This is a genomic window from Pseudomonas sp. B10, from assembly GCF_900156235.1.
Taxonomy (GTDB): domain Bacteria; phylum Pseudomonadota; class Gammaproteobacteria; order Pseudomonadales; family Pseudomonadaceae; genus Aquipseudomonas; species Aquipseudomonas siliginis.
Window position 1 is genome coordinate 1,111,720 of sequence record NZ_LT707063.1, and the last position, 17,085, is coordinate 1,128,804.

Annotated in this window: 16 protein-coding genes; 12 read left to right on the plus strand and 4 right to left on the minus strand. The window is 60.6% G+C overall.

The window, feature by feature from the left end:
* Positions 1 to 177: 177 nt before the first annotated feature.
* The 6 genes from BXA01_RS04975 to BXA01_RS05000 all read left to right on the plus strand — a co-directional run bounded on the left by BXA01_RS04975 (position 178) and on the right by BXA01_RS05000 (position 6,425).
* The gene (locus tag BXA01_RS04975) at positions 178 to 1,473 is read left to right on the plus strand and encodes an OprD family porin (protein ID WP_016775185.1); all 1,296 of its coding nucleotides are present in this window, start codon (positions 178 to 180) and stop codon (positions 1,471 to 1,473) included.
* A 272-nt stretch (positions 1,474 to 1,745) separates the two neighbouring features.
* Positions 1,746 to 2,570 carry an NAD-dependent epimerase/dehydratase family protein gene (locus BXA01_RS04980; protein ID WP_076563439.1) on the plus strand — a complete coding sequence of 275 codons (825 nt, stop codon included), beginning with the start codon at positions 1,746 to 1,748 and terminating at the stop codon, positions 2,568 to 2,570.
* A gap of 43 nt (positions 2,571 to 2,613) precedes the next feature.
* The gene (locus tag BXA01_RS04985; protein WP_076563440.1) at positions 2,614 to 3,507 is read left to right on the plus strand and encodes an SMP-30/gluconolactonase/LRE family protein; all 894 of its coding nucleotides are present in this window, start codon (positions 2,614 to 2,616) and stop codon (positions 3,505 to 3,507) included.
* 60 nt (positions 3,508 to 3,567) lie between these two features.
* The gene (locus BXA01_RS04990; RefSeq protein ID WP_076563441.1) at positions 3,568 to 4,542 is read left to right on the plus strand and encodes a TRAP transporter substrate-binding protein; all 975 of its coding nucleotides are present in this window, start codon (positions 3,568 to 3,570) and stop codon (positions 4,540 to 4,542) included.
* A 75-nt stretch (positions 4,543 to 4,617) separates the two neighbouring features.
* Complete coding sequence (locus BXA01_RS04995; protein ID WP_076563442.1) at positions 4,618 to 5,145, plus strand: TRAP transporter small permease; 528 nt, start codon at positions 4,618 to 4,620, stop codon at positions 5,143 to 5,145.
* Positions 5,145 to 6,425 (plus strand): TRAP transporter large permease, encoded by a 1,281-nt coding sequence (locus tag BXA01_RS05000; protein WP_016775191.1) that lies wholly within the window; start codon positions 5,145 to 5,147, stop codon positions 6,423 to 6,425. The genes BXA01_RS04995 and BXA01_RS05000 overlap by 1 nt, the downstream gene beginning before the upstream one ends.
* Before the next feature lie 51 nt (positions 6,426 to 6,476).
* Here the strand turns inward: BXA01_RS05000 and BXA01_RS05005 are convergent, their stop codons facing one another.
* The 3 genes from BXA01_RS05005 to BXA01_RS05015 all read right to left on the minus strand — a co-directional run bounded on the left by BXA01_RS05005 (position 6,477) and on the right by BXA01_RS05015 (position 9,040).
* Positions 6,477 to 7,277, minus strand: a complete 801-nt coding sequence (locus BXA01_RS05005; RefSeq protein ID WP_076563443.1) for a sulfite exporter TauE/SafE family protein — start codon at positions 7,275 to 7,277, stop codon at positions 6,477 to 6,479.
* 10 nt (positions 7,278 to 7,287) lie between these two features.
* Positions 7,288 to 8,532 carry an NAD(P)/FAD-dependent oxidoreductase gene (locus tag BXA01_RS05010; protein WP_076563444.1) on the minus strand — a complete coding sequence of 415 codons (1,245 nt, stop codon included), beginning with the start codon at positions 8,530 to 8,532 and terminating at the stop codon, positions 7,288 to 7,290.
* A gap of 166 nt (positions 8,533 to 8,698) precedes the next feature.
* Positions 8,699 to 9,040: an ArsR/SmtB family transcription factor gene (locus BXA01_RS05015; RefSeq protein WP_016775194.1), complete on the minus strand. Its 342-nt coding sequence runs from the start codon at positions 9,038 to 9,040 to the stop codon at positions 8,699 to 8,701.
* A 92-nt stretch (positions 9,041 to 9,132) separates the two neighbouring features.
* On the opposite strand from BXA01_RS05015, the gene BXA01_RS05020 reads away from it, so the two are divergent.
* A complete protein-coding gene (locus BXA01_RS05020; protein ID WP_076563445.1) occupies positions 9,133 to 9,996 on the plus strand; it encodes an MBL fold metallo-hydrolase in 864 nt (287 codons plus the stop codon).
* A 177-nt stretch (positions 9,997 to 10,173) separates the two neighbouring features.
* Here the strand turns inward: BXA01_RS05020 and bkdR are convergent, their stop codons facing one another.
* Positions 10,174 to 10,662 carry a Bkd operon transcriptional regulator BkdR gene (bkdR, locus tag BXA01_RS05025; RefSeq protein WP_039762201.1) on the minus strand — a complete coding sequence of 163 codons (489 nt, stop codon included), beginning with the start codon at positions 10,660 to 10,662 and terminating at the stop codon, positions 10,174 to 10,176.
* Positions 10,663 to 10,846: 184 nt separating this feature from the next.
* On the opposite strand from bkdR, the gene BXA01_RS05030 reads away from it, so the two are divergent.
* The 5 genes from BXA01_RS05030 (at position 10,847) to BXA01_RS05050 (ending at position 17,066) form a co-directional block, all read left to right on the plus strand.
* Positions 10,847 to 12,082 (plus strand): 3-methyl-2-oxobutanoate dehydrogenase (2-methylpropanoyl-transferring) subunit alpha, encoded by a 1,236-nt coding sequence (locus BXA01_RS05030; protein ID WP_071172847.1) that lies wholly within the window; start codon positions 10,847 to 10,849, stop codon positions 12,080 to 12,082.
* A 1-nt stretch (position 12,083) separates the two neighbouring features.
* The gene (locus tag BXA01_RS05035; protein ID WP_003224000.1) at positions 12,084 to 13,142 is read left to right on the plus strand and encodes an alpha-ketoacid dehydrogenase subunit beta; all 1,059 of its coding nucleotides are present in this window, start codon (positions 12,084 to 12,086) and stop codon (positions 13,140 to 13,142) included.
* A complete protein-coding gene (locus tag BXA01_RS05040) occupies positions 13,143 to 14,417 on the plus strand; it encodes a dihydrolipoamide acetyltransferase family protein (protein WP_076563446.1) in 1,275 nt (424 codons plus the stop codon).
* A gap of 4 nt (positions 14,418 to 14,421) precedes the next feature.
* Positions 14,422 to 15,795: a dihydrolipoyl dehydrogenase gene (gene lpdA, locus BXA01_RS05045; protein ID WP_076563447.1), complete on the plus strand. Its 1,374-nt coding sequence runs from the start codon at positions 14,422 to 14,424 to the stop codon at positions 15,793 to 15,795.
* A gap of 251 nt (positions 15,796 to 16,046) precedes the next feature.
* On the plus strand, positions 16,047 to 17,066 hold the full coding sequence (locus BXA01_RS05050; protein WP_041476992.1) for a branched-chain amino acid aminotransferase: 1,020 nt from the start codon (positions 16,047 to 16,049) through the stop codon (positions 17,064 to 17,066).
* Positions 17,067 to 17,085 lie beyond the last annotated feature (19 nt).

The following is a 17,085-nucleotide window of genomic DNA, read 5'->3' on the forward strand; positions in this document are numbered from 1 at the left end:
GAATGAAAGTCCGCATTCGCGAGCAGGCTCGCTCCCACATGGGTTCGGCGTCACATGGGAAGTCATCGTATAACTTCCAGTTGACAATCCCCGAAAATCTGGGAAATATCCGCATCGATGTTGTACGACGACGTATAACAAATAATAAAAACAACAAACGATCCAGGGAGCGTCACAGTGAGCCCACTCGCCCGCAATTCCGTCCGCCCTTCACGTTTTGCCCATTTCAAACCGCGTTCGACCCTCAGCCTGATCGGTTGCAGCAGCCTCGCTCTGGCCCTGCCGATGAGCGCCGATGCCGAAGGCTTTCTTGACGACAGCAAAGCCACGCTGAACCTGCGCAACGCCTACTTCAACCGCAACTTCGTCAACCCGGCCTATCCGCAGGGCAAGGCTGAAGAGTGGACGCAGAGCTTCATTCTCGACGCCAAATCCGGCTTCACCCAAGGCACGGTCGGCTTCGGCCTCGATGTGCTCGGGCTGTATTCGCAAAAGCTCGATGGCGGCAAAGGCACTGGCGGTACGCAGTTGTTGCCGATTCATGATGACGGTCGCCCGGCCGACAATTTCGGTCGCCTCGGCGTGGCGCTGAAAGCCAAAGTCTCGAAGACCGAACTGAAAGTCGGTGAATGGATGCCGGTGCTGCCGATCCTGCGCTCTGACGATGGCCGCTCCCTGCCGCAGACCTTTCGCGGTGGCCAGATCACGTCCACCGAGATCAACGGCCTGACCGTCTACGGCGGCCAGTTTCGTGGCAACAGCCCGCGCAACGACGCGAGCATGGAAGACATGTCGATGAACGGCCGCGGTGCGTTCACCTCCGATCGCTTCAACTTCGGCGGCGGCGAATACAGCTTCAACGAAAAACGCACGATGGTCGGCGTGTGGTACGCCGAGCTCACCGACATCTACCAGCAGCAGTATTTCAACCTCAGCCACAGTCAGCCGATGGGCGACTGGACGCTGGGCGCCAACCTCGGTTTCTTCACCGGCAAGGAAGACGGCAGCGCTCAGGCCGGCGACCTCGACAACAAGACCGCGTTCGCCCTGCTCTCGGCCAAGTATGGCGGCAACACCTTCTACGTCGGCCTGCAGAAACTCACCGGCGACGATGCCTGGATGCGCGTCAACGGCACCAGCGGCGGCACCTTGGCCAACGACAGTTACAACGCCAGTTATGACAACGCCAAAGAGCGCTCCTGGCAGGTGCGCCACGACTACAACTTCGTTGCGCTGGGCGTGCCTGGCCTGACCCTGATGAACCGCTACATCAGCGGCGATAACGTACACACCGCCACCACCAATGACGGCAAGGAATGGGGCCGCGAATCGGAACTGGCCTACACCGTGCAGAGCGGCCCGCTGAAGAACCTCAACGTGAAATGGCGCAACGCGACCATTCGCCGGGACTTCAGCACCAACGAATTTGACGAGAACCGGATCTTTATCAGCTATCCGATTTCGTTGTTGTAAGGGTTGGCGGTTTGCCCTGTGGGAGCGAGCCTGCTCGCGAAAGCGGCGGACCAGTCGACTTGTTCTGACTGGCACGCCGCCTTCGCGAGCAGGCTCGCTCCCACAAGGGGATTGCATTGCAGGTCAGGTATCGGGTGTTGAGAAAATGAATCGCCCCTTCCGTCATCTACACCAAAAGTCGCGTTGACAAGATCCGGAAACCCTACCGATACTTCAGCGCAGTCATACGACAACCTACAACAAACCTAATAACAATGTGTTCAGGGATTGCCATGACGTCTACTTCTACCCCCCGCGCTCCTTTCAACCGCCTGCTGCTGACCGGTGCCGCCGGCGGCCTGGGCCAAGTGTTGCGCGAACGCCTGCGCCCTTACGCCAATGTGCTGCGCTTGTCCGACATCGCCGCCCTCGCCCCGGCCGTCGATGAACACGAAGAAGTCGTGCTCTGCGACCTCGCCGACAAGCAAGCCGTGCATCAACTGGTCGAAGGGGTCGATGCGATCCTGCATTTCGGCGGCGTCTCGGTCGAGCGCCCGTTCGAAGAAATCCTCGGCGCCAACATCTGTGGCGTGTTCCACATTTACGAAGCGGCACGCAAGCACGGTGTGAAGCGGGTGATCTTCGCCAGTTCCAACCACGTCATCGGTTTCTACAAACAGGACCAACAGCTCGACGCCACTTCGGCGCGTCGTCCCGATGGTTACTACGGCTTGTCCAAGTCCTACGGCGAAGACATGGCCAGTTTCTACTTCGATCGCTACGGTATCGAAACCGTCAGCATCCGCATCGGCTCCTCGTTCCCCGAACCGCAGAACCGCCGGATGATGCACACCTGGCTGAGCTTCGACGATCTCACGCAACTGCTCGAACGCTCGCTGTACACACCGAACGTCGGCCACACCGTGGTCTACGGCATGTCCGCCAACAAAGACGTCTGGTGGGACAACCGCTACGCCAGCCACCTCGGTTTCGAAGCCAGGGACACCTCGGAAGTGTTCCGCGACAAGGTCGAAGCGCAACCGATGCCGGCCGACGATGACCCGGCGCGGATCTACCAGGGCGGCGCTTTCGTCGCAGCAGGCCCGTTCGGCGACTGACCGTTCGACTTGATCCCCTCCAATAAAAACCATGGGAATGAGTATGCAAGCCGAATTGATCGTCGACGCCCGCAACGCGGTCGGTGAAAGCCCGGTCTGGGTGCCGCAGGAAAACGCTCTGTACTGGGTCGACATCCCCAACGGCGGACTGCAACGCTGGAGCGCTGACAGCGGGCATGTTGCCTCGTGGAAGGCCCCGGAAATGCTCGCCTGCATCACCCGCCACCGCAGTGGCGGCTGGGTTGCTGGCATGGAAAGCGGCTTCTTTCGCCTGCACCCGCACAGCGACGGCAGCCTCGACAGTGAGTTGCTCGCCACCGTCGAGCACAGCCGCGCCGACATGCGCCTCAACGACGGTCGCTGTGATCGCCAAGGGCGTTTCTGGGCCGGCAGCATGGTGCTGAATATGGGCCTGAACGCGCTTGAAGGCCGGCTCTATCGCTACGGCGCCGGGCAGACGGGCGTGATCGAAGCGCAGCTGGATGGCTTCATCGTGCCCAACGGCCTCGCTTTCAGCCCTGACGGCAAAACCATGTACCTGTCGGATTCGCACCCCAATGTGCAACTGATCTGGGCCTTCGATTACGACATCGAGACCGGCACGCCATCGAATCGCCGAATCTTCGTCGACATGAATCATTTCCCCGGCCGCCCCGATGGCGCTGCCGTGGATGCCGAAGGCTGCTACTGGATCTGCGCCAACGACGCCGGCCTGATTCACCGCTTTGCCCCGGATGGCCGACTGGATTTCTCGCTGGAAGTACCGGTGAAGAAACCGACCATGTGCGCCTTCGGCGGCAGCAACCTGGACACCTTGTTTGTCGCCTCGATTCGCCCCGGCGATGACCACGACCCGCAATCCCTGGCCGGCGGCGTGTTCGCCCTGAAGCCAGGCGTCAAGGGCCTCGCCGAACCGCAATTCAACGATTTGCTTTAAACCCTCTGCTGCACCGCTGCGCCTTGAACACAAAAATAACAAGACTGGAGACTCACCCCCATGAACTTCAAACGCACCTTGCTCGCCGCTGCACTCCCGCTGATGTTCACCTTTGCTGGTGGCGCTCAGGCAGATATGAAACTCAAATTCGCTGATATTCATCCAGACGGTTACCCAACCGTGGTGGCCGAAAAGAGCATGGGCAAAACGCTTGAAAAGGAAACCAACGGCGAGCTGACCTTCCAATACTTCCCGGGCGGTGTGCTCGGTTCCGAGAAGGAAGTCATCGAGCAGATGCAGGTCGGCGCGGTGCAGCTGTCGCGCGTCAGCCTGGGCATCGTCGGCCCCGTGGTGCCGGATGTGAACGTGTTCAACATGCCGTTCATCTTCCGCGACCAGCAACACATGCGTAACGTCATTGATGGCGCGGTAGGCGATGAGATCCTCGACAAGATCACCAACTCCGAATTCGGCCTGGTAGCCCTGGCGTGGATGGACGGCGGCACGCGCAACATCTACACCAAGAAACCGGTGCGCAAGCTCGAAGACCTCAAGGGCATGAAAATTCGCGTGCAAGGCAACCCGATGTTCATCGACATGATGAACGCCATGGGCGGTAACGGCATCGCCATGGACACCGGGGAAATCTTCAGCGCCCTGCAGACCGGCGTGATCGACGGTGCGGAAAACAACCCGCCGACCCTGCTCGAACACAACCACTTCCAGAACGCCAAGTTCTACAGCCTGACCGGTCACCTGATCCTGCCGGAGCCGATCGTGATGTCGAAAATCACCTGGGAAAAACTCACTCCGGATCAACAGAAGATGGTGAAAACGGCAGCCAAGGCTGCCCAGGCTGAGGAGCGCGTGCTGTGGGACAAGAAGTCCGCTGCCAGTGAAGAAAAACTCAAGGCCGCCGGCGTCGAGTTCATCGAAGTCGACAAGAAACCTTTCTACGACGCCACCGCTCCGGTACGGGAAAAGTACGGCGCGAAGTACGCCGACCTGATCAAGAAAATCGAAGCTGTTCAGTAACGCCTCCCGCTCCGTACTCATGAAAAAGGCCCGGCGCGCCAGCGGTTCAGGCGCGCCCGGTTACGGTGGAACCCGATGAAGAATCTGCTGCTGCGTATCAACGACAAGATCTACATGACGTGCATCTGGGTCGCCGGCCTTTCCGTCCTGGCGATTTCCCTGATGATTCCCTGGGGCGTGTTCGCCCGTTACGTGCTCGGCACCGGCTCCAGCTGGCCAGAGCCGACGGCGATCCTGCTGATGATGGTGTTCACCTTCATCGGCGCCGCCGCCAGTTACCGCGCCGGTGCGCACATGGCCGTGGCCATGCTCACCGACCGCATGCCACCGCAGCTGAAATCCGCAGCAGCGATTTTTTCGCAACTGCTGATGGCGGCAATCTGCATCTTCATGACCATCTGGGGCACCAAGCTGTGCATGTCCACCTGGAACCAGTTCATGGCCGCCCTGCCCGATCTGCGCGTTGGTGTGACCTATCTGCCGATCCCCGTGGGCGGTTTGCTGACGCTGATTTTTGTCGTGGAAAAACTCTTGCTCGGTGACCAGAGCAAACGTCGGGTCGTGCAGTTCGACCTGGTTGAAGAAAGTGAAGGTGCCGCTTAATGGACGCTCTGATCCTGCTGGGCAGTTTTATCGTATTGATCCTGATCGGCATGCCGGTCGCCTACGCGTTGGGCGCCGCTGCGCTGATCGGCGCATGGTGGATCGACATTCCCTTCCAGGCGGTGATGATCCAGGTCGCCTCGGGGGTGAACAAATTCTCGCTGCTGGCTATTCCGTTCTTCGTCCTGGCCGGTGCGATCATGGCCGAGGGCGGCATGTCCCGGCGGTTGGTGGCGTGTGCCGGCGTGCTGGTAGGTTTCGTCCGTGGTGGCCTGTCACTGGTCAACATCGTCGCCTCGACGTTCTTCGGCGCGATCTCCGGTTCGTCGGTGGCTGACACGGCGTCGGTGGGTTCGGTGCTGATTCCGGAGATGGAGCGCAAGGGTTATCCGCGCGACTTCTCCACCGCTGTGACCGTCAGCGGTTCGGTGCAAGCCCTGCTGACCCCGCCAAGTCATAACTCAGTGCTCTACTCGCTGGCCGCCGGCGGCACCGTTTCGATCGCCTCGCTGTTCATGGCCGGCATCGTCCCGGGCCTGCTGATGAGCGCCTGCCTAATGGTGCTGTGCCTGATTTTCGCGAAAAAGCGCAACTACCCCAAGGGCGAAGTGATTCCGATGCGCCAGGCGCTGAAGATCGTCGGCGAAGCCCTATGGGGCATGATGGCGATGGTGATCATCCTCGGCGGCATTCTCTCGGGTATTTTCACCGCCACTGAATCGGCGGCCATCGCGGTGCTGTGGTCATTCTTCGTGACCATGTTCATCTACCGCGACTACAAATGGAGCGAGCTGCCCAAGCTGATGCACCGCACGGTGCGCACCATCTCCATCGTGATGATCCTGATCGGTTTCGCCGCCAGCTTCGGCTACATCATGACGCTGATGCAGATCCCAGCGAAAATCACCACGCTGTTCCTGACCCTGTCGGACAACCGCTACGTGATCCTCATGTGCATCAACGTCATGCTGCTGTTGCTTGGCACGGTGATGGACATGGCGCCGCTGATTCTGATCCTCACGCCGATCCTGATGCCAGTGATCATGGGCATCGGTGTCGATCCGGTGCAGTTCGGCATGATCATGCTGGTCAACCTGGGGATCGGATTGATAACACCGCCGGTGGGCGCCGTGCTCTTCGTCGGCTCGGCGGTGGGCAAGGTCAGTATCGAAAGCACCGTGAAAGCGCTGCTGCCGTTCTATGGCGTGCTGTTCCTGGTGTTGCTGCTGGTGACCTACGTTCCGGCGATTTCGCTGTGGCTGCCGCACCTGGTGTTGTAACCCGCTGAGAAGATCGCAGCCTCGTGCAAGGAGGCTGCGATCTTTTGCTCTTCACGCCCGCAACAACATGTACCCCGCCACCACCAGACAGACACTGGCAAACCCCACCTGCAACGCCCGCGCCGGAACTCGCGCACAAAGCCTGCGACCGATGAGCATGCCAACGATACTGGCGACAATGAACGCCGCGCCCTGGCTGTCGATACGCACCCCCGCATGAAACGCGCCGATCACCCCGATCGCGGAAATCAGACTGATCACCATCAATGACGTCGCAACGATGCCGCGCATCTGCACATCGGTCAGTTGCTTGAACGCCGGCACGATCAGAAAGCCGCCGCCGACGCCAAGTAAACCTGAAACCACGCCAGTAACTGCTCCCAGTGCAGCCAGGGTGGCGGTGCATTTGGCGGTCCAGTCGAAGCGCCCGGTCTGCTCGTTGAGCATGCAGTTTTTCTGGCCCCAACTGGCATGGCCGTGATCGCTCGGCCCCGCTTGCTGACGCTCCTTTCTGAACATTCGCCAAGCGACCAGAACCATCAGCAGGCTGAACAGAATCATCAGAATCTTTTCCGGCAACTGATGCGCGAAGTAGATCCCCAGCGGCGAAAACACCGCGCCCAGTGCCGCGATCAACAGCGCCGCGCGGTAACGCACCAGGCCATGGCGCAAACCGTCGATCGCCCCGACCGCTGCCGCGCTGCCGACCGCAAACAAGGCCACCGGCGCCGCTTGCGTCATCGTCCAGCCGAGCCCGAGCACCAGCGCCGGCACCGCGAGAATCCCGCCGCCCGCACCGGTCAGGCCGAGGACCAACCCCATCACCACGCCAAACAGACTTGCCAGCAACATAGGGGTTTTCTCAGTCGATCCTGGACAGACGCGTCAGCCATTCGCGGCCCTTGAGCATGCCGTGCCAGTAGAACCACGGCAGCAGCGTCGCTTTCAGCCACCATGCCGAACGGCGGGCCACGGTCGGGTCCAGCGGGAAAGTCGGCAGCAGTTTGCCGCCATAGCCGAACTCGGCGAGGATCACCTTGCCCTTCTCCACCGTCAGCGGGCACGAGCCGTAGCCGTCATACTTGAGCGGCAGCGGCTGTTGTTTGCGCGCGGCCAGCAGGTTTTGCGCAACGACGACAACCTGCTTGCGCACCGCTGCGGCAGTTTTCGCATTGCTGGTGCCGCAGATATCGCCCAGTGCGAACACCTCGGGATAGCGCGGATGCTGCAAGCTGTGTGGATCGACTTCGCACCAACCGCCGGCATCGGCCAGCGCACTCTGTGCGATGAAATCCGGCGCGACTTGTGGCGGCACGACGTGCAGCAGATCGAAGGTTTTCGCGACCCGGCTGACATTGCCATCGGCGTCCTTGACTTCAAACCACGCGGTTTTCGCCGGGCCGTCGACCTTGACCAGATTCGAGTTGAACGCCAGTTGCGCGTCGTACTGTTCGATGTACTTCATTAGCGGCGGCACGAAGGTCGGCACGCCAAACAGTGCAGCGCCAGCGAGATTGAATTCAACCTTGATGTCTTTCAGCACGGCGGATTTGCGCCAGTAATCGCAAGACAGGTACAGGGCTTTTTGCGGTGCGCCGGCGCATTTGATCGGCATCGCCGGCTGGGTGAACAGCGCCCGGCCGTCGCGCAGTTTCTGCACTTGATCCCAGGTGTACTGGGCGTGTTGATAGCTGTAGTTGGAAGTGACGCCATGCTGGCCGAGGCTTTCCTGCAAACCTTCGATTTTCTCCCAGGCCAGGCGCAGGCCGGGGCAGACGACCAGGTTCTGATAGCTGACGGTGCGCTGGTCGTCGAGAGTGAGTTGGCGGCTTTGCGGGTCAATGGCGCTGACACTGGCCTGAATCCACGTTGCCTGCCGTGGCATGACTTTGCTCATAGGCCTGACGGTGTCTTTCACATCAAACGCACCACCGCCGACCAGCGTCCACGCCGGTTGATAGTAGTGCTGTGAACTCGGTTCGATCACGGTGACTTTGAGCTGCGGGTCACGCTTGAGCAGGCTGGCGACAAAACCGATGCCGGCCGTGCCACCGCCGATGACCACGATGTCCGCACTGATGGATAGGCCCCAGTGTTGATCGTTCATTGCTTGTTCCTTTTGCTGCACGCAAGGATTTTTTGGCTCACCACAACAACCAATGTGGGAGCGAGCCTGCTCGCGAAAGCGGTGGCTCAGTCAACTATTCGTCGGCTGACACGCCGCCTTCGCGAGCAGGCTCGCTCCCACAGGAGATGTTTGTGAGGGCTGGCATTTATGGCTGTTCCCAGCTCTTGAGTACCGCTCCGCAATAGAGCCCCGAGAGGGTTTTCATCACCTGGATCACTTCGTGACTGGCCAGGCCATAGAAAATGTATTTGCCTTCGCGGCGGGTCGCGACCAGGCCTTCATCGCGCAAGATGCCCAGTTGTTGGGACAGCGTCGGCTGGCGTACGCCGGTCATTTTTTCCAGTTCGCCGACGTTGCGCTCGCCCTGGGTCAGTTGACAGAGAATCAACAGGCGATCCTCATTGGCCAGGGCTTTAAGCAAGGCGCAGGCTTTGGACGCCGAGGCGCGCAGTTGGGCGACTTCACATTCGGTCAGACTGGATTGCATTTGCACGAGGCCTTGAAGGTCACTTAAGCTGCGAACATTATGTTTTTACATAAACTGTTGCAACCCGAAATTCCTCAGCACAGGTTTCTGCCATGTCCGCCCAGATTGAAGCGTTCCTCGACCCCGCCTCCTCGACCTACAGCTACGTGGTCTTTGAAGCCGACGGCGGCCAGTGCGCAATCGTCGACCCGGTGCTCGACTATGATGGCGCCGCCGGGCGCACCGGCACGACGCAAGCGGACAAGATCATCGCCTTCGTGCGTGCGCACCGGCTGCAAGTGCAATGGCTGCTGGAAACCCACGCCCACGCCGATCACCTGTCTGCCGCGCCGTACCTGCGTCGGGAACTGGGGGGCAAGATCGCCATCGGTGAATCGATCAGCAAAGTGCAGAATGTGTTCAAGGCGCTGTTCAATCTGGAGCCGGAATTTTGCGTCGATGGCTCGCAGTTCGATCATCTTTTCGCGCCGAACGAGTCGTTCCTGATCGGCAACCTCAAGGCCACCGCCCTGCACGTCCCCGGCCATACGCCAGCGGACATGGCCTACCTGATCGACGGCGAACAGATCCTCGTCGGCGACACGCTGTTCATGCCCGATGTCGGCACCGCGCGCTGTGATTTCCCCGGTGGCAATGCGCAGCACTTGTTCAAGTCGATCCAGAAGCTGTTGGCTTTTCCGGCCAGCGTGAAGCTTTACGTTTGCCACGATTACCCACCCGAGGGCCGCGCCTCACAGTGCCAGACCACTGTCGGCGAACAGCGCAAAAGCAATATTCATGTGCATGACGGGATCGATGAAGCGGCGTTCGTCAAAATGCGTACCCAGCGAGATGCCGGGCTGGGCATGCCGACATTGCTGCTCCCGGCGATCCAGGTGAATGTACGCGCGGGGAATCTGCCGGTGCCTGAGGACAACGGCGTGGTTTACCTGAAGATTCCGCTCAACAAACTCTGACCGCGCTGATTCACGCGCGGAGCCCACTGATCGTTCCCACGCTCTGCGTGGGAATGCCGCCAGGGACGCTCCGCGTTCCGCCTCAAGAAGTGACGCAGAGCGTCACGGGATGCATTCCCACGCGGAGCGTGGGAACGATCGGCGAATGGAGCTGCCGTGGCTGCGATGTTTTGATCTTCACGTCCCCAACGTCAAACCGTTCGCAGGCAACGGCAACGCGGTCTTGTAGCGCACCTGCTTGAGCGCAAAGCTGGAGCGGATGTTCGCCACCCCCGGCACCTTGGTCAGAAAATCCATCATGAAGCGTTCCAGCGACTGAATGCTCGGCACCAGCACGCGGATCAGATAGTCCGGGTCCCCGGCCATCAGATAGCACTCCATCACCTCGGGCCGGTCGGAGATCGCTTCCTCAAAGTGCTGCAGCGCTTCCTCTACCTGCTTTTCCAGGCTGACGTGAATGAACACGTTCACGTGCAGCCCCAGCAGATCGGCATCCAGCAGCGTGACCTGCTCGCGAATCAAGCCCAATTCTTCCATGGCCTTGACCCGGTTGAAGCACGGCGTCGGCGACAGGTTCACCGAGCGAGCGAGGTCGGCGTTGGTGATGCGCGCGTTCTCCTGAAGGCTGTTGAGAATGCCGATGTCGGTACGGTCCAGTTTGCGCATGAGACAAAACCACCTGTTTTTTATGTTTATGCAGAATTTCTATCTGCAAATGGTCGCCAGCGCAACGAAACACAGAGAAATATTCTTCTTGGCCACGCCTATGATTGTTGTAGGACAAGATTTCCTCATCCCGGAATGACTGCCAGCTCACTACAAGAAATTCACAAGATCGAGCGTAGAAGCCATGACCCAAGCGTATGAACCGCTGCGCCTGCACGTCCCTGAACCCTCGGGCCGTCCCGGCTGCAAAACCGATTTTTCCTACCTGCATCTGACCGATGCCGGTACGGTGCGCAAACCTCCTGTCGATGTAGAACCTGCCGATACCGCCGACCTCGCCCGTGGTTTGATCCGCGTGCTTGACGATCAGGGCAACGCCCTCGGCCCGTGGGCCGAAAACGTGCCGGTCGAGATCCTGCGCAAAGGCATGCGCGCGATGCTCAAGACGCGGATCTACGACAACCGCATGGTTGTCGCGCAGCGGCAGAAAAAGATGTCGTTCTACATGCAGAGTCTTGGCGAAGAAGCCATCGGCAGCGCCCAGGCTCTGGCACTGAACATCGACGACATGTGCTTCCCGACCTATCGCCAGCAAAGCATCCTCATGGCTCGCGATGTGCCGTTGGTCGACCTGATCTGCCAGTTGCTGTCCAACGAGCGCGATCCGCTCAAGGGCCGCCAGTTACCGATCATGTACTCGGTCAAGGACGCCGGTTTCTTCACCATTTCCGGCAACCTCGCCACCCAATTCATTCAGGGCGTCGGCTGGGGCATGGCCTCGGCGATCAAGGGCGATACGAAAATCGCCTCGGCGTGGATCGGTGACGGCGCCACCGCCGAATCGGACTTCCACACCGCCCTCACCTTCGCCCACGTTTATCGCGCGCCGGTGATCCTCAACGTGGTCAACAACCAGTGGGCGATTTCCACCTTCCAGGCCATCGCCGGCGGTGAGGCCACGACTTTCGCCGGACGCGGCGTCGGTTGCGGCATCGCCTCGCTGCGTGTCGATGGCAACGATTTCTACGCGGTCTACGCTGCTTCCGCCTGGGCTGCCGAACGCGCCCGGCGCAACCTCGGCCCGACCATGATCGAATGGGTCACCTACCGCGCCGGCCCGCACTCGACCTCCGACGATCCATCGAAATACCGCCCTGCCGATGACTGGAGCCACTTCCCGCTCGGCGATCCGATCGCGCGTCTGAAACAGCACTTGATCAAGGTCGGCCACTGGTCGGAAGAAGAACACGCCGCCGTCAGCGCCGAACTCGAAGCCGAAGTGATTGCCGCGCAGAAACAGGCCGAACAGTACGGCACCCTCGCCGGCGGGCAGATTCCAAGCGCCGCTACCATGTTCGAAGACGTCTACAAAGAGATGCCGGAGCACTTGAAGCGCCAGCGTCAGCAGTTGGGGATCTGACATGAACGATCACAACAACAATATTCAGTTGGAAACCGCCATGACCACGACCACCATGACCATGATCCAGGCCCTGCGCTCGGCCATGGATGTGATGCTTGAGCGTGATGACAATGTCGTCGTCTTCGGCCAGGACGTCGGTTACTTCGGCGGCGTGTTCCGCTGCACCGAAGGCCTGCAGACCAAGTACGGCACCTCGCGGGTGTTCGACGCGCCGATCTCGGAAAGCGGCATCGTCGGCGTGGCCGTCGGCATGGGCGCCTACGGTTTGCGTCCGGTCGCCGAAATCCAGTTCGCCGACTACGTCTACCCCGCCTCCGACCAGATCATCTCCGAAGCAGCGCGTCTGCGTTATCGCTCGGCCGGTGAATTCACCGCACCGATGACCCTGCGCATGCCATGCGGCGGCGGCATCTACGGCGGCCAGACCCACAGCCAGAGCATCGAGGCGATGTTCACTCAGGTCTGCGGTCTGCGCACGGTGATGCCGTCCAACCCGTACGACGCCAAAGGCCTGCTGATCGCCTCCATCGAAAACGATGACCCGGTGATCTTCCTTGAGCCGAAACGCCTGTACAACGGCCCGTTCGATGGCCATCACGACCGCCCCGTAACCCCGTGGTCGAAACACCCGCAAGCCCAAGTGCCGGACGGTTACTACACCGTGCCGCTGGACGTTGCTGCGATCACTCGCCCGGGCAAGGACGTGACTGTGCTGACCTACGGCACCACCGTATACGTCTCACAAGTCGCTGCCGAAGAATCCGGCGTCGATGCCGAAGTCATCGACCTGCGCAGCCTGTGGCCGCTGGATCTGGAAACCATCGTCAAGTCGGTGAAGAAAACCGGCCGCTGCGTGGTGGTTCACGAAGCTACCCGCACCTGCGGTTTCGGCGCCGAGCTGGTGTCGCTGGTGCAAGAGCACTGCTTCCATCACCTGGAAGCGCCGATCGAACGCGTCACCGGTTGGGACACTCCCTACCCGCACGCGCAGGAGTGGGCGTATTTCCCAGGGCCGTCCCGCGTGGGCGCGGCGTTGAAACGGGTCATGGAGGTCTGAATGGGCACGCACGTTATCAAGATGCCGGACATCGGCGAAGGCATCGCAGAAGTAGAACTGTCGCAGTGGCACGTCAAGGTTGGCGATCTGGTGGTTGAAGACCAGGTGCTGGCGGATGTCATGACCGACAAGGCGATGGTCGATATTCCGTCGCCGGTGCACGGGAAAGTGATTGCCCTCGGTGGTCAGCCGGGTGAAGTGATGGCGGTCGGCAGTGTGCTGATCAGCATCGAGGTTGAAGGTGCCGGCAACCTTAAAGAGTCCGCCGCACCCGCGCCGGTCAAAGAAGCACCGGTTGCGCCGAAAGTTGAGACCGCTGTCGAAAGTAAACCCGCCGCAGCCGCCGCACCACGTCCGGCTGCCGTTTGCCAGGGTCCCATAGTTGCTCGCGAAGCGGATGAACGCCCGCTCGCATCGCCGGCCGTGCGCAAACACGCGCTGGATCTGGGTATTCAATTGCGTCTGGTTCGCGGCAGCGGCCCGGCCGGTCGCGTGTTGCACGAAGACCTTGAGGCCTATCTCGCGCAAGGTCAGTCGAATACTTCGGCGCCGGCCGCTGCCGCTTACGTTCAACGCAACGACGAAGAACAGATTCAAGTGATCGGCATGCGCCGCAAGATCGCCCAGCGCATGCAGGATGCTACTCAGCGTGCCGCGCACTTCAGTTATGTGGAAGAAATCGACGTCACCGCGATCGAAGAACTGCGTGCGCATCTGAATGAAAAACATGGCGCCAGCCGTGGCAAGTTGACCTTGTTGCCGTTCCTCGTTCGCGCGCTGGTGGTGGCCCTGCGCGACTTCCCGCAAATGAACGCCCGATACGACGACGAAGCGCAAGTCATTACCCGCCTGGGCGCGGTGCATGTCGGCGTCGCCACGCAAAGCGATGTCGGCCTGATGGTGCCCGTGGTGCGTCACGCCGAAGCGCGCAGCCTGTGGGACAGCGCCGCGGAAATTTCGCGTTTGGCCAACGCCGCGCGCAATGGCAAGGCCAGCCGCGATGAGCTGTCCGGTTCGACCATTACTCTGACCAGTCTCGGCGCATTGGGCGGCATTGTCAGCACGCCGGTGCTGAACCTGCCGGAAGTGGCCATTGTCGGCGTAAACAAAATCGTCGAACGGCCAATGGTGGTCAAAGGCCAGGTGGTGATCCGCAAGATGATGAACCTCTCCAGCTCCTTCGATCACCGCGTGGTCGACGGCATGGACGCGGCGCTTTTCATTCAGGCCATTCGTGGCTTGCTCGAACAACCCGCTACCTTGTTTGTGGAGTAATGGAATGCAGACTTTGAACACCACCCTGCTGATCATCGGCGGCGGCCCCGGCGGTTACGTCACTGCGATCCGCGCCGGGCAATTGGGCATCCCGACCATCCTGGTCGAAGGCCAATCGTTGGGCGGCACCTGCCTGAATATCGGCTGCATTCCGTCGAAAGCGCTGATTCATGTGGCTGAGCAGTTTCATCAGACGCAGCATCACAGCCAGCATTCGGCGCTCGGCATCAACGTTGCCGCGCCGACCCTGGATATCAGCAAAAGCGTCGAGTGGAAGGATGGCATCGTTGATCGCCTGACCACTGGCGTCGCCGCGCTGCTGAAGAAGAACAAGGTTCAGGTCATCAACGGCTGGGCGAAAATCATCGACGGCAAAACCGTGGAAGTAGGCGATACCCGAATCCAGTGCGAACATCTGGTGCTGGCCACCGGTTCGACCAGCGTCAACCTGCCGATCCTGCCGATTGGCGGGCCGATCATCTCCTCCACCGAAGCGCTGGCGCCGACGTCTGTGCCGAAACGCCTGGTGGTGGTTGGCGGTGGTTACATCGGCCTGGAGCTGGGCATCGCCTATCGCAAGCTCGGCGCCGAAGTCAGCGTGGTCGAGGCGCAGGACCGCATCCTGCCGGCCTATGACGCAGAACTGACGCAACCGGTGCATGAGGCGCTCAAGCAACTGGGTGTGAAGCTGTACCTCAAGCACAGCGTGCTGGGTTTCGACGGCACGTTGCAGGTGCGCGATCCTGAAGGCGAAACCCTCAATCTGGAAACCGATCAGGTACTGGTTGCCGTCGGTCGCAAACCCAATACTCAAGGCTTCAATATCGAAGCGTTGAATCTGGACATGAACGGTTCGGCGATCAAGATCGACAGCGGTTGCCAGACCAGCATGCGCAACGTCTACGCCATTGGCGACGTGAGCGGCGAACCGATGCTGGCCCACCGCGCCATGGCTCAGGGCGAGATGGTTGCCGAGCTGATCAGCGGCAAGCGCCGCGAATTCAACCCGACCGCCATCGCCGCCGTGTGCTTTACCGACCCGGAACTGGTGGTGGTCGGCAAAACTCCGGACGAGGCCAAGGCTGCCGGGCTGGACTGCATCGTTGCAAGCTTCCCGTTCGCCGCCAACGGCCGGGCGATGACCCTGGAATCGAAAAGCGGCTTCGTCCGCGTGGTTGCTCGTCGGGATAATCATGTGATTGTCGGTTGGCAGGCGGTCGGTGTCGGTGTTTCCGAATTGTCGACGGCATTCGCGCAGAGCCTGGAAATGGGCGCGCGCCTGGAAGACATCGGCGGCACCATCCATGCCCACCCGACCTTGGGTGAGGCGGTGCAGGAAGCGGCGTTGCGGGCGCTGGGGCATGCGCTGCATCTGTAAATACGTCAAATTGATCGTTCCCACGCTCCGCGTGGGAATGCAGCCCGGGACGCTCTGCGTCCCAACAGCCGAACGCGGAGCGTCCGATGAGGCATTCCCACGCAGAGCGTGGGAACGATCAGTCGAGGGAACGATCAGCGGAGCGAATTCCGGCTGCGAAACCGCTCAAGAATGAAGTATTGTTGTGCCCATCCAAAAAAACGTCAGAAGCCTTGAACCGCTTCGGCGGTTGTTCAGTGATAGAGGGTGTCATGGGTAACGAAAGCATCAATTGGGACAAGCTGGGTTTTGACTACATCAAGACCGACAAGCGCTATCTGTCGTACTTCCGCGATGGCGAGTGGGACAAAGGCACCCTGACCGAAGATAACGTCCTGCACATCAGCGAAGGCTCCACTGCCCTTCACTATGGTCAGCAGTGCTTCGAAGGCATGAAGGCCTATCGCTGCAAGGACGGCTCGATCAACCTGTTCCGCCCGGACCAGAACGCCCTGCGCATGCAACGCAGCTGCGCGCGTCTGTTGATGCCGACGGTCGACACCGAGCAGTTCATCGAAGCCTGCAAAGCCGTAGTTCGCGCCAACGAGCGTTTCATCCCGCCGTACGGCACCGGCGGCGCGCTGTACCTGCGCCCGTTCGTGATCGGCGTCGGTGACAACATCGGCGTACGCACTGCGCCCGAGTTCATCTTTTCGATCTTCTGCATCCCGGTCGGTGCCTACTTCAAGGGCGGCCTGACCCCGCACAACTTCCAGATCTCCAGCTACGACCGCGCGGCCCCGCAAGGCACCGGTGCGGCCAAGGTCGGTGGCAACTACGCCGCCAGCCTGATGCCGGGCTCGAAAGCCAAGAAAGCCAACTTCGCCGACGCGATCTACCTTGATCCGATGACCCACACCAAGATCGAGGAAGTCGGTTCGGCCAACTTCTTCGGGATCACCCACGACAACAAGTTCGTCACCCCGAACTCGCCATCGGTTCTGCCAGGCATCACCCGCCTGTCGCTGATCGAACTGGCCAAATCGCGTCTGGGCCTGGAAGTGGTTGAAGGCGACGTGCTGATCGACAAACTGGCGGACTTCAAGGAAGCCGGTGCCTGCGGTACCGCTGCGGTGATCACGCCGATTGGCGGCATCAGCTACAACGATCACTTGCATGTGTTCCACAGCGAAACCGAGGTAGGCCCGGTGACCCAGAAGCTCTACAAAGAGCTGACTGGCGTGCAGACCGGCGACATCGAAGCGCCAGCGGGCTGGATCGTCAAGGTTTGATCTGACGACTGCAGATGCT

Excerpts from the sequence above, each read along its gene's own strand:
- BXA01_RS04980 (WP_076563439.1), top strand. The coding sequence starts at position 1,746 with ATGACGTCTACTTCTACCCCCCGCGCTCCTTTCAACCGCCTGCTGCTG.
- BXA01_RS04985 (WP_076563440.1), top strand. The coding sequence starts at position 2,614 with ATGCAAGCCGAATTGATCGTCGACGCCCGCAACGCGGTCGGTGAAAGC.
- BXA01_RS04990 (WP_076563441.1), top strand. The coding sequence starts at position 3,568 with ATGAACTTCAAACGCACCTTGCTCGCCGCTGCACTCCCGCTGATGTTC.
- BXA01_RS04995 (WP_076563442.1), top strand. The coding sequence starts at position 4,618 with ATGAAGAATCTGCTGCTGCGTATCAACGACAAGATCTACATGACGTGC.
- BXA01_RS05000 (WP_016775191.1), top strand. The coding sequence starts at position 5,145 with ATGGACGCTCTGATCCTGCTGGGCAGTTTTATCGTATTGATCCTGATC.
- BXA01_RS05005 (WP_076563443.1), bottom strand. The coding sequence starts at position 7,277 with ATGTTGCTGGCAAGTCTGTTTGGCGTGGTGATGGGGTTGGTCCTCGGC.
- BXA01_RS05010 (WP_076563444.1), bottom strand. The coding sequence starts at position 8,532 with ATGAACGATCAACACTGGGGCCTATCCATCAGTGCGGACATCGTGGTC.
- BXA01_RS05015 (WP_016775194.1), bottom strand. The coding sequence starts at position 9,040 with ATGCAATCCAGTCTGACCGAATGTGAAGTCGCCCAACTGCGCGCCTCG.
- BXA01_RS05020 (WP_076563445.1), top strand. The coding sequence starts at position 9,133 with ATGTCCGCCCAGATTGAAGCGTTCCTCGACCCCGCCTCCTCGACCTAC.
- bkdR (WP_039762201.1), bottom strand. The coding sequence starts at position 10,662 with ATGCGCAAACTGGACCGTACCGACATCGGCATTCTCAACAGCCTTCAG.
- BXA01_RS05030 (WP_071172847.1), top strand. The coding sequence starts at position 10,847 with ATGACCCAAGCGTATGAACCGCTGCGCCTGCACGTCCCTGAACCCTCG.
- BXA01_RS05035 (WP_003224000.1), top strand. The coding sequence starts at position 12,084 with ATGAACGATCACAACAACAATATTCAGTTGGAAACCGCCATGACCACG.
- BXA01_RS05040 (WP_076563446.1), top strand. The coding sequence starts at position 13,143 with ATGGGCACGCACGTTATCAAGATGCCGGACATCGGCGAAGGCATCGCA.
- lpdA (WP_076563447.1), top strand. The coding sequence starts at position 14,422 with ATGCAGACTTTGAACACCACCCTGCTGATCATCGGCGGCGGCCCCGGC.
- BXA01_RS05050 (WP_041476992.1), top strand. The coding sequence starts at position 16,047 with ATGGGTAACGAAAGCATCAATTGGGACAAGCTGGGTTTTGACTACATC.